At 71.4% G+C, this 15,149-nt stretch carries 10 protein-coding genes; 5 read left to right on the forward strand and 5 right to left on the reverse strand.

Annotated features, from left to right (window positions below; genetic code table 11):
* Positions 1-95: 95 nt before the first annotated feature.
* Positions 96-575 (forward strand): DUF4383 domain-containing protein, encoded by a 480-nt coding sequence (locus CLV68_RS19760; protein ID WP_121392427.1) that lies wholly within the window; start codon positions 96-98, stop codon positions 573-575.
* 1 nt (position 576) lies between these two features.
* Here CLV68_RS19760 and CLV68_RS19765 read toward each other — a convergent pair whose 3' ends face one another.
* Complete coding sequence (locus tag CLV68_RS19765; protein WP_342772787.1) at positions 577-1,671, reverse strand: macrolide family glycosyltransferase; 1,095 nt, start codon at positions 1,669-1,671, stop codon at positions 577-579.
* Positions 1,672-1,841: 170 nt separating this feature from the next.
* A complete protein-coding gene (locus CLV68_RS19770; RefSeq protein ID WP_121392265.1) occupies positions 1,842-2,372 on the reverse strand; it encodes an HD domain-containing protein in 531 nt (176 codons plus the stop codon).
* A gap of 174 nt (positions 2,373-2,546) precedes the next feature.
* Here CLV68_RS19770 and CLV68_RS19775 point away from each other — a divergent pair, with 174 nt between their 5' ends.
* Positions 2,547-3,323 (forward strand): class I SAM-dependent methyltransferase, encoded by a 777-nt coding sequence (locus tag CLV68_RS19775; RefSeq protein ID WP_121392266.1) that lies wholly within the window; start codon positions 2,547-2,549, stop codon positions 3,321-3,323.
* A gap of 99 nt (positions 3,324-3,422) precedes the next feature.
* On the forward strand, positions 3,423-4,544 hold the full coding sequence (locus tag CLV68_RS19780; protein ID WP_121392267.1) for an NAD(P)/FAD-dependent oxidoreductase: 1,122 nt from the start codon (positions 3,423-3,425) through the stop codon (positions 4,542-4,544).
* 733 nt (positions 4,545-5,277) lie between these two features.
* Here the strand turns inward: CLV68_RS19780 and CLV68_RS34055 are convergent.
* Positions 5,278-5,940 (reverse strand): HAD family hydrolase, encoded by a 663-nt coding sequence (locus tag CLV68_RS34055; protein ID WP_170224373.1) that lies wholly within the window; start codon positions 5,938-5,940, stop codon positions 5,278-5,280.
* Between the two features lie 38 nt (positions 5,941-5,978).
* Here CLV68_RS34055 and CLV68_RS19785 point away from each other — a divergent pair, with 38 nt between their 5' ends.
* Entirely contained in the window at positions 5,979-6,680 is a 702-nt protein-coding gene (locus CLV68_RS19785; RefSeq protein WP_211346651.1) for a class I SAM-dependent methyltransferase, read from the forward strand.
* A gap of 16 nt (positions 6,681-6,696) precedes the next feature.
* Here the strand turns inward: CLV68_RS19785 and CLV68_RS19790 are convergent, their stop codons facing one another.
* Both CLV68_RS19790 and CLV68_RS19795 read right to left on the reverse strand, forming a co-directional pair.
* Positions 6,697-12,630, reverse strand: coding sequence for a WD40 domain-containing protein (locus CLV68_RS19790; protein ID WP_211346653.1), 5,934 nt, complete (start codon positions 12,628-12,630; stop codon positions 6,697-6,699).
* 85 nt (positions 12,631-12,715) lie between these two features.
* Positions 12,716-13,486 (reverse strand): hypothetical protein, encoded by a 771-nt coding sequence (locus CLV68_RS19795; RefSeq protein ID WP_121392269.1) that lies wholly within the window; start codon positions 13,484-13,486, stop codon positions 12,716-12,718.
* A gap of 181 nt (positions 13,487-13,667) precedes the next feature.
* On the opposite strand from CLV68_RS19795, the gene CLV68_RS19800 reads away from it, so the two are divergent.
* Positions 13,668-14,879, forward strand: a complete 1,212-nt coding sequence (locus CLV68_RS19800) for an ArsB/NhaD family transporter (RefSeq protein WP_211346654.1) — start codon at positions 13,668-13,670, stop codon at positions 14,877-14,879.
* The last annotated feature ends 270 nt before the right edge of the window (positions 14,880-15,149 follow it).

Here is a 15,149-nt window from a genome sequence, read left to right on the forward strand (position 1 = left end):
GATGAGGCCGTCGCACAGCCGGGTGGAGTTCGTGACGCCGGGTTTGCGGCCGACCGCGCGTGGTAGCCATCCGGTGGGACTTGGAGGAGGCGACCATGTCGACCGCACATCACTTGCCGCACCGGCAATCCGATACAACCGTGTTGCAACCGGTTCGCTCAGCCGCGGTCATCGTGGCTGGTGTATTCGCGGTCGCGGGCGTGTTGGGATTCGTACCGGGCGTGACGCGGGACCTCTCCGACATCACCTTCGCGGGGCATCACTCCGGGGCGATGCTGTTGGGGGCGTTCGAGGTCTCAGTGCTGCACAACCTCGTCCACTTGGCGTTCGGTGCCGCGGGTATGGCCATGGCGCGTAGCAGTAAGGGGGCGCGGGAGTTCCTCTTGCTCGGTGGGCTCATCTATCTGGTGCTGTGGGCCTATGGGTTGGTTGTCGACTACGACAGTCGTGCGAACTTCGTGCCGGTTAACGCTGCCGACAACTGGCTGCACCTTGGGCTTGGCGTCGCGATGATTGCCACGGCGCTGCTGTTCGGTGTGAAGGTAGAGCGGACGCCGCTCGGGCCGATGTCCTGAGCTACCTGGCCTCGATCTCGTCTGCGGCTTGGGCGGCGCCGCCGGTGTTGCGCATGACCTGCTGCATGCGATCCAGGTTCGCACGGATCGCAGGGTCGGCGGCAAAAGCGACCACCGTCTCGCGTAACCCTTGATCGGGCAGGGGGATGCCGAGGCCGAGTTCGTGGATCCTGGCCGCGTTGGCCGCTTGCTCCGGGACGCGGGGCGAGGTGATCAGGGGGACGCCCTGGTAGAGCGCCTCCATGGTCGAGTTCATGCCGGCGTGGGTGAGGAACGCGGCGGCGTGGCGGAGGACGGCGACCTGGGGGAAGTGCGGGCGGATATCGAAGTTGGGCGCGATCTCACCGAGCTCGGCGGGGTCTACGTCACCGATGGTCATGGCGACGTGCCAGTCGGAGTGCGCGAACGCGGCGATGCACCGGCGGTAGAAGGAGACATCGGTCAGGATCGACCCTAGAGCGACATAGAGCACCTTGTCGGAGGGCGGCTCCCACGACTCCTGGGGCTGACGCGCTGTTGGGCCGACGAACCGGAAACGGTCGTCGAAGGTGTCACCCGCGGGTTGGAACTCACGTGGGACGAAGACAAGGTTCAGGTCCTCTACCGCGTCGAACAGGCTGGCGGGGTTGAGGTCGACGGCGTTGTCGGCCGCGAAGCGCGCGCACTGGTCCGCTAGCGCTAACGCCGCTGGGTGGTCGTCGGGCAGACCGCGGTCGAGTTGGTAGTGGGCGTTAGAGGCGAGGTGCGGGACAGTGCGCACTGCCGGGATACCGAACTCGGCGGCGATAAGCCTCGCAGGCCAGTTGGTCGCGTCGTAGCACACGATGTCGGGCGGATCGGCTGCGATGTGCGCGCGCAGCACCGGGTACGCGGCGGCCGTTGCGCCGAAGTAGTGCAGGTACCAGGCCCCGAGGATGTCGACGAACTCCCCGACACGCGGCACGAACGGCGGCAACTGCGGCAACGCCACCCGCTCAACCCCAGCCACGTCCTCCCCCGACGCGTACCGCACCTGATGCCCACGCGCCTGAAGCTCCGCCACCACCCCCAGCGTCGGATTGATGTGCCCAGCCCCCGACAACGTCACAAACAACACGCGCCTCGACAACCCCAGCCCCCTCAGCTTCCCCTGCTACCCCAACAACCAACCGCCCGTTCGCCACAGCTTCCGTCGGCACCCCCATGTTTGACCACCCGCCGACCGCGGACCACCCGATTACCAGCCGCATCCACCACTCCGGCCCAGATCCGGTTCCAAGACGGCTCCTAGAGGCGGGATTCGACGCGGGTAGCGGTGGCGTGGAGGTAGGGGCCGCGGAGGTGGTGGGCTTTGGCGTTGGCTGAGGCGGGGCCGTGGCGGGATAGCATTTCGGTGAGGCGGGTGGAGAGGGAGACCTGGGTGCCGCGGGGGTCCGTGGTTTGGTCGGCGTAGGTGAGGGCGTCGGACAGAGGGGTGTCCTCGTGCGGGTAAGGGTCCACGAGGTGCCCTAGACCGAGAGCTTGCGCGGTGAAGCGGGCGCCGGAGTGGTGGGCGACCAAGGCGGTGAGGCGGGGTGGCCAGTGGTGGGCGTCGAGGTGGCGGGCGCCGTCGACGGGGTGGAAGCCGGTGTCGATGACCGCGTAGCCGATGTCGTGCAGCCAGGCCGCGGCGACCAGGGTCTCCCGGTCCGCGGCGGGCACCGTGGTCGCCAACTGCTCGGCGCGGTGGGCGACGCCGATGGTGTGCTTCCAGCGGTCGCCCAAGGGGGACAACAGGGTCGAGGCGAGTTCGACCGCGTGGACCACCAGCGCCTGCACGGCCCCAGAGTGCCCAGCACGCCGGACCGCACGGCAGCGTGATCATGAACCTCGGTGGCCGCGCCCGTGAACCGTGCGTGACGTCAGTGGGCCGTTGTCGCCTGACCGGGCGGTCGGCCAAGCCCTGAGCGAAATCCGACGTCGGCCCGACTCCCGCGGTGGCAACCTGGCCGCATGGAGCTGGGATTTGGCGGTGAGGTAGCCGACTTCTACGACCGGTACCGACGCGGGTACCCGACCGAGGTGGTCGACGGTGTCGTCGACGCGTTCGCGCTGACCGGTGATGACGTGGTGGTCGACCTCGGTTGCGGTACGGGCCAACTCGCCGTTCCCCTTGCCGCCAGGGTCAAAGCTGTCGTCGGCGTTGACCCGGAGCCGGACATGTTGGCGCACGCAGCCGCGCACGGTGCCAAGAACGCCACGTGGGTCGTCGGCAAGGACATCGACTTACCTGCCCTGCGCGCCGCTACCGGCCCGGTAGCGGCTGTCACGGTCGGCCAGGCGCTGCACTGGATGGACCACGAACTTCTCTTCGGCGAGATAGCGTCAACGGTCCGCGTGGGAGGCGGCATCGCGATCGTCACTAACGGCACTCCGTTGTGGTTACAGGACTCTGACTGGTCTCAGACGTTGCGCGAGGTGCTCGAACAGTGGTTCACCACCAGGCTGGTCGCCACCTGCGGGACTGACGACGCCAGCCAAGAGCGCTACCTGACCGCAATGACCGCGGCTGGGCTTACCGTCGACAAGTCCACTGTCACCTATACCGGCGAGTTGACGCTACCTGAGATCGTTGGCGGCATCTACTCGGCCTTACCCGTGCACCGCTTGCCTTCCCAGGAGAATCGCAAGTTTCTCGAATGCAGGATCGATAGGGCATTCCAGGGCCAGGCCACGTTCACGGAAGAGGTCCGGGTGACAACGCTCATCGGCAGGGTCACCGGCACCTGATCGGCTGAGCGGGCCGCCCCCTGCTGGCGGTTGACCCCCGGCGGGCCGCGCCGGTACCAATGTGTTCCACCGCTGTCGTCGCAGTTGGGGTAGATCGCCATGGTCGGACACGTGGTCGTCATCGGGGCCGGGGTCTACGGGGCCGCCGTCGCCGCCGGGCTGGCCAGTCGGGGCGCGTTGGTCACCGTTGTCGAGGCGGGCGCACCGGCGGGCGGCACGTCCAGCGCGACCTTCTCGTGGACCAACTCGTGCGGCAAGCAACCCCGCAGCTACCACGACCTGAGCGTCGCGGGCATGCTCGCGCACCGGCGGCTGGCCGCCCGCGTCCCGCACGGCGATTGGTACCACGAGGGCGGCAACCTGGAGTGGGCCGCGACCGCGGGCGGCGTGGACCGGTTGCGGCGCAAGGTCGCCACGGTCCTGGAGTACGGGTACGCGGCGCGCTGGCTGACGCGGGCCGAGGTGCTCGCCCTCGAACCGGACCTCGACCCGGCCGCGCTGCCCGCCGACGAGGTCGCGTACTTCCCGCGCGAGGGCTGGGTCGAGCCGACCCGGCTGGTCGGGCACCTGCTGGCGACGGCGCTGTCGCGGGGCGCCCGATTGTTGCGCGACGACGCGGTGGTCGACCTGGACATCGACCAGACGGCAACCCTTCGGCTCACCTCCGGCAAGCGGCTGGCGGCCGACGCGGTGGTCAACTGCGCCGGGCCACACGCCACCCGGATCGCCGCACTGGCCGGGCTGGACCTGCCGATGCGCAACACGCTCGGTGTGCTGATCTACACCTCGCCGGTGCCGGTGAGCGTCTCGCGCGTCGTGCACGCCCCGGACGTCCACCTGCGGCCGGACGGCGGTGGCCGGTTGTTGCTGCACACCAGCGAGGTCGACGCGGCCGCGACGGTCAGCAGGGGGCGGACGCAGGTCGACCAGGGCGCCGTCGACGCCGTGCTGACCGCGGGCCGCGACCTGTACCCGGGCCTGCGCGACGCCACGGTCGAGAGCGTCCGCGTCGGCGAGCGCCCCATCCCCGCCGACGGCCTCCCGGTCCTCGGCCGCGTCGCCGACCTCCCCGCCTTCCACTTCGCCGTCTCCCACAGCGGCGCCACCCTCAGCGTCCACGCGGGCGACCTCGTCGCCGCCGAGGTCCTGGGCGAGAACCACGACGACACCCTCGGCCCCTTCCGCTACGAACGGTTCCTGCCCGCCCTCAGCGCTTCCTGACTCGGTACCGGCGCGTTGTCGGCAAGCGCGCGGAGGTGACTAGGTGGGCCTGGCGCCGGTGCCTGCCCGCGGCGGTGACAAGTACGGCTCGGCGCCGACGCCTCAGTTGAGCCTGGTGCTGGCCGCGACGGCGGTGACCACGCCGGCGTGCCTGCCGAGGTCGAGCGGGCACGACCGGCCGGAGCGCGCCGATCTCTCCGTGCCGGCACCACACCAGCGTTCGCCCAACGCGAACCCGGGCCCCGCGACCATCCCGAGCCGCCACCCGACCCTCCGGCGACCAAGATCCACTCCGCTCCCGGGGCCCTCCCTCCCGGGGGCCGGGGGCCCATTCCTGAACCTATCGCGTTCGGCGAGTTGTCAATAGGGGCGCGGAAAGGGCTGTGGATGGTTGGCGGGGTTGGGGACAAGGTGGGTTGGTGGCTGGGTGATGACCACGTCGAAAGCCGGGTGAGCGCGCCTGCGGGTGGGCGCGGGCTCTGTGACTTGTGTGGAGTGAACTGGTGGACGGGGCTGAGTCAGGTGTGGTTGAACAAGAGGCCAGGCGGGGCGCGGGGCCGGTCGGACCGGGGACTGGTCGACAGGCGGCGTGGTCGAACAGCGGACCGAGCGGAGCGCAAGGCCAGTCGAACCGAAAGCAAACCGACAACCTGCGTGACCGGACAACGGACCGAGCGGAGCGCGAGGCCGGTCGGGTTGAGCGTTCTGTGGGGAGGCGGGATCCGGGTGAGTGCTATCTGCCGCCGGTGGGGGCTAGAGCCCAGCGGACTGCGTCGGGGAGTTCTCGTACTACGGGTACTTGGAGGCCGGCTACGCGGGTTTGGCTCACCAGTGCGCCGTTGGATGGGTGGTAGAGCAGGCAAGGGATTCCGCAGGCTTTGGCCGCGTGGACGTCGTCGTCGCTGTCGCCCACTACGAGGACGTTGGGCTCTCTCACGGCTTTCAGGTGTCTGCGGAGGTGGGGTTCTTTGTGGTGTTGTTCGTCGGAGCGGAGGCCGTCCACTCTGTCGAAGAAGTGGGCTATGGCGCGGAACTGCGGTAGGTCAACCAGTTGGTCGTGTGGGTACATCGACAGCAGGGACTGAGTCCTACCTGCGTCGCGCCAAGCCGTTAACGCTGTCACCGTCTGGGAGTGCACTGCGGCTTGGCCCATCAGGTTGGCGTAAGAGAACTGGAAGTGTTTGTCTACGTCGGTTTGCTCTTGCGGTGTCAGGGCCTTGCCTGCCAGGCGGTCGTAGAAGGCGGTGATAGGGCGGGTGAAGTGCTCCTGGTAGCCCGTGACCGTGACCTCGGGGAGGCCGCTGCGGGAGAATGCCTCGATCGTGGCCCGTACCAGGGCGTCGCCGTCGTCGAAGAGGGTTCCGTTCCAGTCCCAGACGATGTGGTCTACCCGCATGGCCGCCCTCCGCGCGCTCGGTCTGCGATCATGGCGGGGTGCGGCGAGCGCAGTCGAGGGCAACGGCGGCCAACCAGCGCGGCTACTCCGGGGACGAGGTCGCGGGCTACCTGCGCGACCCCTACCACCGGCTGCGCCTCGACCACGCGCTCGACCTGCTCACCGGCCACCTCGACCCCGGCGCCCTGGTCGCCGACCTCGGCGCGGGCGGCGGCGAGGTCACCGCGCTGATCGCCGGGGCCGGTCTGCGCCCGATCGCCTGCGACGTCGTCCACGACGCGTGCCGGGCCGCCGGGTGCCCTGCCGTGCGGCTCGACGTCGGCGAGGTGCTGCCGTTGCGCTCCGGATCGCTCGACGGGGTGCTCGCCGGGGAGATCATCGAGCACGTCTACGACCCGGCGCTGCTGCTGCGCGAGTGCCACCGGGTGCTGCGCCCCGGCGGGATCCTGGTGCTGACCACGCCGAACCTGGCCCCCGCGCAGGACCGCCTGCGCTTCCTGCTCGGCCGCGCGCCCCGCCAGGTGGACCCGTTCCACGAGTACCTGCACCTGCACATCCGCCCGTTCACCTACCCGCTGCTGGCCACCGGACTCCGCCAGGCCGGGTTCACCCCGTCGCCGCCGCGCTCGAACCAGGTCGTCTGGCGCACCCGCCACCGCGAGTACCGCTCCACCTGGGCCGCCCGCCACTGGCCCACCCTCGGCGGCTCCCTCATCGTCGCGGGCGTCCGGGGCCGCTGAGCCTGGTGCGGGCATGTCAGAAGGGTTCGGTGAGGGGTACGGCGCGGACCTCGCGCAGGACCGTGTCCAACTCCCCCACCTCGAACCGGCACAACCCGACCGCGTGCCAGAACTCGCCGCTCGGGGGGCCGTCCACCTTGTAGCGGCCGTCCGGGGTCACCGACGCCCACGCCTCGGGGAGGCCGATCATCGTGAGGTGCAGCGCGCGCTGGGGGATGTTCCAGAGGCGGGTGGTGCCGTCGGCCGAGCCGCTGGCGAGGGTGGTGCCGTCGGGGCTGAAGGCGAGGGAGAGGACGCGGCGGCTGTGGCCTGCCATCCTGGCCAGGGAGGCGCCGGTCTCGGTGTCCCACAGGTAGATGGCGGCGTCGTCACCGGCGGCGGCGAGGACGCGGCCGTCGGGGCTGAAGGCGCAGCACCAGAGCTTGCCGCGTTGGGCGGGCAGCACGCAGAGGCGGGCGTGGTCGGCGACGCGCCACAGGACCGCGGTGCCGTCGTTGCCTGCGCTGGCGAGGAGTCGGCCGTCGGCGGTGAAGCGGACGTCGTAGACGCGGTCGGTGTGGCCGTCGAGGGTGGCCAGGCAGGCGCCGGTCTCGCGGTCGAACAAGCGGACCTTGGTGTCGTCGCAGCCGGTGGCCACCAGGGACCCGTCCGGGCTGAAGACGATCGAGCGGACCCGGCCGCGGTGCTCGAGCAGGGCCAGGACCTCCCGGCCGGTCGCCTGCCACCACAGCCGCACCGTGTCGTCGTCGTTCGCCGTCGCCAGCACCTCCCCGTCCGGGGCGAACGCGCTGGCCCACACGTACTCGGTCTCCACGTCCAGCTCCTGGTCGGCGCGCCAGGTGCTCAGGTGCCACAGGTGCACGCCGCCGTCGTTGCTCGGGGTGGCCAGCAGCGGCCGCACCGGGTTGAACACGGCGCCGGTGAGCTGGTCGTCGCGGCCGGTCAGCACCCGCAACTGCCTGCCGGTGCTCGGGTCCCACACCCGCACGACGCCGTCGTTGCCCGCAGCCGCGAGGAGGTCGCCGTCGCGGTTGAAGTGGACCTGGACGACCCGCCTGCCGTGGCCGTGCAGCTCGTGGCGCTGCCTGCCGGCGGCCGGGTCCCACAGCCGGATGGCGCCGTCGCGCCCGGTCGTGGCCAGTTGCGCGGAGTCGGCGCGGAACGCCAGCGGCCACACCGCTCCCCTGTGCGCGAGCACCTCGTGGGTCTCCTGCCCGGAGGCGGTGTCCCACACCCGCAGCGTGCCGTCGCTGTCGCCGCTGGCCAGCGTGCGGCCGTCGGGGCTGAACGCCAGGTGGTAGACGGCGGTGGCGTGCCGGTGCTGCAGCGCCACCCCGGTGACCCGCCCGTGCCGCGGCACCGTCCACAGCCGCACCGACCCGGCGGTGTCGCCGCTGGCCAGCACGTCGTGCTCGGGGTGGAACACGGCCGCGTAGACGTGCTCGGTGTGCCCGTCGAGCCGGTGCGCCTCGGTGCCGGACTCGACGTCCCACACACGCAGGTACGCGTGCTGACCGGCGGCGGCGAGCAACCTGCCGTCGGCGTTGAACGACAGCGTGTACACCGCCGACCCCGGGCTGGCCAGGACGTGCCGCTCGGCGCCGGTGTCGAGGTCCCAGAGCCGCACCGCGCCGGACTCGTCCGCGGTCGCCAGGACCGGTGCGGTCGGGTGGAACGCCAGCGCCCACACCCGTTCCACGTGCCCGCCGAGCCGGTGCACGACATCACCGGCGGGCACGGTGCGGACCACGACGGTGCCCGCGTTGTCCCCGTAGGCGACCAGCCCGCCGTCCGGTGAGATCAGCAGCGGCCAGATCGGCGCGGTGTGCTCGACGCCGTCGGCGACGACCTTGGTCGGCTCCCCCGTGGCCGGGTCCCAGAACCGCACCGTCCCGTCGGCGGCCGCGGTGACCAGCGCGCTGCCAGGCGGGCCGAAGTCGACCGCGTAGACCCGGTCGAGGTGACCGTTGAGGGTGCGCAGCGGCAGGCCCTTCTCGGTGTCGCACAGCAGCACCCCGCCGTCGCCGCTGCCGACCGCGAGCAGCGACCCGTCCGGGCTGTAGGCCAGCGGGCTGGGCAGCCTGCCGTCCTCGAAGCCGAACTGGACGCCGACGCTGGCGGGCCGCAACCCGGTCAGCACCGGCTGCCCCGGCGCCACGGCCGCGGCCCGCAGCTCGGGCGCCGCCCACAGCTCGCGGTCGGCGTCGACGTTGATCAACGCGGCCCTGGCCCAGGTGCTGCCGGTGACGACGGCGCCGCGCAGGTCGGTCTCGACCAGCCGCGCCCCGGTCAGGTCCGCGTCGGTCAGGTCGGCGTCGCGCAGCACCGCCTGGTCGAGCCGGGCGCGGTGCAGCCGCGCGCCGCGCAGCACGGCCCTGGACAACTTGGTGCCGATGAGCAGCGCGTCGGTCAGGTCCGCGCCGGTGAGGTCGACGCCGGACAGGTCGCGCTGGGACAGGTCCTCGCCGCGCAGCACGGCCTCGCGCATGTCGGTCTTGGCCGGGGCGCTGAGCCGTTTGCTGATCTTGAGCGCGTTGGCGGCGGTGACCGGGTCGCCGCCGGGGCGCGCGGCCCACAGCAGCAGCCGCCTCGGTTCGGCCAGGTCGCACAGGAAGTCCACGGTCGGCTGGGAGAGCTTGCGGCGGCCGAGCAGCGCGGGCCGACCGTCGCCGGTGGCCAGTTGGCCCGCGATCTCCCTGGCCAGCAGGTACTCGGCGACCGAGCTGTGGATGAAGCCGAACAGGCCGTCCTCGGTGCGCACCAGCAGGCTGCCCGCGCCGACGGCGTGCGTGGCCTGCTGCGGCGACAGCGGTGCCTCGGCGAGCCCGGCCAACGCCTCCGCGACCTCGGCGACGTCGTCGAGGCGCAGCAGCACGTCGTTGGACTCCCACACGCGCAACGCGAGCGTGGTGACCGCGGACCACATCTCGGTGAGAGTCAGCCCTGCCTGTGAGCCGGGCGGGTTAGCGCGGTCGTGCTCGTGCGTGAGCCAGGACGTCAGGATCTCTTCATAGAGGCTCGCGGCACTGATGGTGTCGCGGGCGGCCACGGCGGCGAGGCGTTCGGCGTCGAGACCGAGGACGAAGCTGAGCATCCGCGGGTTGCGCGAGAGGCCGCCGAGGTCGTCGACCCGGTTGATCAGCTCGATGCGCTCCCTGGCCACCTCCTCGTCCGCGCCGTAGCGGTTGGTCACGTAGGCGTCGACCTGCTGGTCGGTGAAGTCCTCCAGCAGCAGGATGCGGCGCTGGGCCAGCGCCCCGACCTGCTGGCCGAGCGCGGTGCGGACCTGGTCGTCGTTCTGGAAGTGCTGGGTGCGGCTGGTGACGACGATCTTGGCGCGGTCCTCGGCCGCGGCGAGCAGGGTGGTGAGGTGCTCGGCGGCGCGGTCGTAGCTGACCCGGCTGGCCAGCTCGTCGAACCCGTCGAAGAGCAGCACGACCCGGCCCTGGCGCAGCAGGTAGCGGAAGGCGCGCAGGTCGATGCGGGACTCGCCGTGGTTGGCCAGGTGCGCGGCGACCAGGCCGTCGACGTTGTGCGCCTTGTCCAGCGCGTGCAGCTCGATCAGGATCGGCGAGACGCCGGGCAGCCTGGTGGGCAGCGTCATCGCCAGGGTGCGCATGGCGAAGGTCTTGCCGCGGCCGAAGTCGCCCATCAGCAGCACGAACCGGCCCTCGTCGGCGGCGAGCAGGTCGACGAGCTCACCGACCACGTCCTCGCGCACGCCCGCGTCGGACGCCGCGGCGCCCTCGGTCTCGCGGAACCGTTGCGGGACGTACAACTCGGGCGGGTACACGCGGTCCTGCAGCAGCCGCTCGGTCTGCGCCTTGACGTAGCCGCGCAGGTCGAGCAGCCCCTGGAACTCGATGAAGCTGCGCAGCCGGATCCCGTCGCGCAGCGCGGCCGCGCGCAGGGTCACCCCGGGGTTGGGGCCCTGGTAGACCAGCTCGGAGGTCAGGTCCTCGGCGTTGCGCCTGCGCACGGTGGCCAACGCCGCCACATCAGCCGCGGTCGGCTCGCCGATGTGCGCGGCGATGAGGAACTGGGGCACCAGGTCGCCGTCGGGGTAGCTGACCCGCAGGACCGGCGGCCTACCGGGCAGCCTGCGCACCGCGGCGCCGGGGTGGCGGACCGCCAGCACCTCGGTGATCCGGCGCAGCAGCTGGTCGACGGGCTGCTCGGAGGGCTCCTCCTCGGCCGGGCGGACCCGGTTCTGGCGCACCCTGGGCCCGGTGCCCGCGGGCGGGGTGAACGTCTGCGCGGCGGCGTGCCAGGGTCCTCGGGCGCGACCGACGCGGCGCGGACTGTCCACAAGGGACCAGGTGTCCACGCCGTCGCGGGTCAGGTGCAGCAGCCGGGGCCCGCCAGCCGGTGGGACGAAGGTGAGGCCGCCCGCCAGCGCGCCGACCTCGGCCGAGCCGGGGCCGTCGCCGCTGAGCAGGAGGTTGAGCCGGGAGCCGAGCGCGGTGTCGAGCGCGGCGGCGTCGGCGAGCGCGGCACTGCCCTCGGCGCCGGGGGTGTGGCCGACCACGCCGAGCCGCAGGTGCCCGGACTCGACGAAGGGCGCGAGCGCGGAGCCGAACCAGGCGAGCTGGTCTGCGCCGAGGCGTCCGGGCTGGTCGAGGTTCTGGTGGGTGTGCGGGACCGTGGAGTTGAACGCGGCCACGACCACGCGCAGGTCGGCGATCTCGACCAGCGACCACGGCTGGTTCGCGTCGAACACCGTGCCGTTGCCGCTGGGGTAGAGCTCGCGGTGGAGGCGCTCGTAGTGCAACCACTTGCTGAAGTACGGCGGTTCGGGGTTGAGGCTCTCGGCGCGGCAGTGCGCGAAGTACGCCTCGCACGCGGCCGCGGTGATGTCGCCGCCGCCAGGTACGACAACCAGCCTGCCCGCGTCGATACCCAGCAGTGAGCGCAAACCGGTGAGGAAGCTGCGTACTTGGTCGAACTGCTCGCGGCTACCGGAGTCGGTGAGGCTGCCGCTGACGACAACGAGTTCGGGCGTGGGTAGTCCTGCCTCCGTCAGACGGCCCAGACCTGCGTCCAACGCGGCTAGCCGGTCGACAGGGCTACCTGAGTCCCTCCCGAACCGCGGACCGGGTACGTGCAAGATCCCCAGTTCGTGACGGGGGCTGCCGGTCGGTTTTGTCGTGGGTGGGAACTCGGCAGCGGCGTGCTCGTCCTTCTGGCTCGCGCGCGGGGCGGGGATGCTCTCCCTGACGACCGCGGCACCGGGGAAGCGCGGGTGTTCACCTGGCTTAGCGCGACCGGTCAGCGCGTGTTCGAGCCGGTCGAGCAGGCGTGCCCTGGCCAGGCCCGGCTCGTCGATGCCGACCAGGTCGACGAAGGTGACCTGGCCGAGCAGGCCGTCGGGGAAGATGTTCTGGATCCGCACCGGCAGCAGCAACTTCTGGTCCGGCCGGTCGTGCGCGGCCTGCATGGCCGCCATCCACTCCAGCCTGCCGTACTGGGAGGCGAGGTAGTTGCTCGACAGCACGGCGATGACCGCGGACGACTCGCGGATGCCGCGGTCGATGAAGTCGAGGAAGTGCGTGCCCGGCACGAAGTCCCACGCCTGGATCATCACCTCGTAGCCAGCCGACTCGAGCTCGTGGGCGATCCAGGTGGCCCACGCGTCGTCGAGCAGCGAGTAGCTGATGAAGAAGTCGACCGGGCCCGAACGGGGCGGGCGGGGGCCGCGCACCGGCGGTCGCGGACCGGGCAGCGGTGTCGGCACCAGGTCCGCCACCGGCACGCCGAGCGCCAGCGCGAGCAGCGACACCTCGGCCGCGGTGACCCCCCTGGCGCCGGTCTCGATCGCGGTGATGGCGGTGGCGTCGAGCGCGTCGGACCCCAGCCCGGCGCACTCGGCGGCCAGCCTGCCCGGCGACCAGCCCCGCCGCCGCCTGGCCCCGGCGACGCGCGTGGCGAACTCCGACTCGACTCGGCTCACCCGTGCCTCCCACAGCTCGGTGGACCCCGTCCGGCCGACACCGGTTCGGCCGGACGGCGGGCGAGGACGTCAGCCGCCCTGCCCGTTATTCTCCGCTCGGCCGCCGCCCGGAATGGATATCGAGCCTACCCGTCGTATTTCCGCCACCGGATCCCCCGATCGGGGACATGGCGAAAGGGGCGGCACCGAACAATGTGGTGCAGGTGCCGTAGCGGCTCATCCCGTAAACGGCGAGCCCGGGCAGCACGCCGCTGAACCCGGCGGCGGGCGGCAGGTCGGTCAGGTCGATGCGGAACCCGGGGTCGACCGGCCAGGCGAGGGTCACGTGCGGGTTGAACCGGTCGGTCGCGCCGCCGTCCCACACCTCGGTGATCTCGTCGTAGCCGAACCGGGTCAGCTGCTCGCGGCGCACCGGGTCCTGGCCCGGGTCGCCGATGATGCCCGCCACGCTCTCGCCTGCCGGGTCGGTGTCGCGCAACCGGCCGCGCCGCAACGGTTCCACGGCCTCGACCACGGCACGCTGCAACTCGATCCACTCCGCGGTCTTGCGGAAGTACAGCTCCGGCGCGCCGACCGGGTTGTGGCGGTAGAACTCGCCCTCGGCGACGAGCGCGGACATCCCGGCGGCCAGCGCGCGGGTCGCGGTGACCACCCCGGGCACCTCGGCCAGCTCGACGGCGAGCATGAACAGCGACACGTGCGGGGCGCACGGACCGGCGTGGTCGAACGGGTCGCCGAGCCGGAACCAGGACGGGCTGCCGCCGTCCCGCATCCGGGCGGTGAGCCGGTCGCTGAGGGTCGTGGCGGTGTCGTCGAGGTGCCGTGGCAGAACCGCCACGATGTCGACCGTCTCCATCGGCGGGTCTCCTCCGAATGGGAATCGCGGGCTTCGCGCGGCCAGGGTAGTGCCGCCGGGGAGCGCGGCGACAGCGGTTCCGGAAAAGTCCGCATCGCCGTTTTCCCGTTTTGTTGCCGCGTTCGGGGGAATGGATAGCCCATTCCGGGGACCCGGCCGCCGGTGTGGCAGCATGTCGCGCATGCCAGACAAGCGGCTGGATGGCGCGACGCGCCGGCTGCCCAAGCTCCACGTGCTCGACTGGGTCGCGCTCGGGCTGCTGCTGGCGGGCTGCCTGTGCGTGCTGCTCGGCGCCCTCCCGGCTGCCGACGCCCGCGCGACCGTCACCCGTTTGGTGCCGTTGCTGCTGTTCCTCGGCTCGGTGATCATCCTGGCCGAGCTGACGGCGGTGGCCGAGGTGTTCGACGTGGTGGCGACCCGGCTCTCGATCCTGGCGCGCGGCCGGTACGTGCTGCTGTTCCTGCTGTGCGTCGCCCTCGCGGCCGTGACGACCATGGGCCTCAACCTCGACACGACGGCGGTCCTGCTGACCCCGGTCTTGCTGGCCCTGGCGGCGAAACTGGGCGTCGCGGCCCTGCCGCTGGCGATGACGACGGTGTGGCTGGCGAACACGGCGAGCCTGCTGCTGCCGGTGTCGAACCTGACCAACCTGCTCGCCGCGGACCGGGTGGCGTTGGCGCCCGCGGAGTTCGCGGCCCGGATGTGGGCACCGCAACTCGCCGCGATCGTGGTGACAGCGGTGTTCCTGTGGGTGTTCTACTGGCGGGGCACGGCAAACCGTTCGGGCTACACGGTTCCGGAGCGTCACCAGCCTCGGGACGGGGTGCTGTTCCGGGTGGCGGCGGTGGCGTGCCTGCTGTTCGTGGCCGGGATCCTGCTCGGGGTCCCGATCGGCATCGCGTCCTCAGTGGCGGCCGGGATCCTGGTGATCGCGTTCGTGGTGCGGCGGCGCTCGGCCCTGCGACCCGCGCTGCTGCCCTGGCGGCTGCTGGTGTTCGTCATCGGGCTGTTCCTGGTCGTGGAGACGATCAACCGGCACGGACTCGCGGACCTGGTGCACGCGCTGATGGGCTCCTCAGACGACGCGGCGGGAGCGGCACGGGCAGCGGGCACGGGAGCCGTGTTGTCGAACCTGGTGAACAACCTGCCCGCTTACGTGGCGGGGGAATCCGTTGTGCCGCTGGGGAACCACGACCAGTTGCTGGCGCTGCTGGTGGGCACGAACGTGGGACCGATCGTGACACCGTGGGCCTCACTGGCGACGTTGCTGTGGTACGAGCGGTGCGTCGCCAGTGGAGTGCGGGTCCCGATGAAGCGCTATGTGTGGACCAGCGCGGGCCTCGCGCTCACAGCACTGACCGCGACGGTGGCCGCGCTGCTGCTGGTGAGCTAGGCCGCTCTCGCGGCGGTCACTGCGCGGCTTGTCGCGCTTCCGGCTTGTCGCACCGCCCGGTTCGCCACACTGCCGGATTTCACGCGCTGTCAGCTCATGATCGAATCGAGTCAATCCCGCGTTGGGGCTTGTCCCCCTTCCGCGCAGGACGACCTGCGGACCTTTTCCGATCCAGCCCCTTGGATTCACCCTGCTCAGCGACAAAAGTCATCCACATGTGGATCTTCGGCGGCCTGTTTCAAGATCTTCTGTCGGGGGGTGCCGGTAGGC

The sequence above is a fragment of the Actinokineospora cianjurensis genome (genome assembly GCF_003663795.1).
GTDB lineage: Bacteria > Actinomycetota > Actinomycetes > Mycobacteriales > Pseudonocardiaceae > Actinokineospora > Actinokineospora terrae.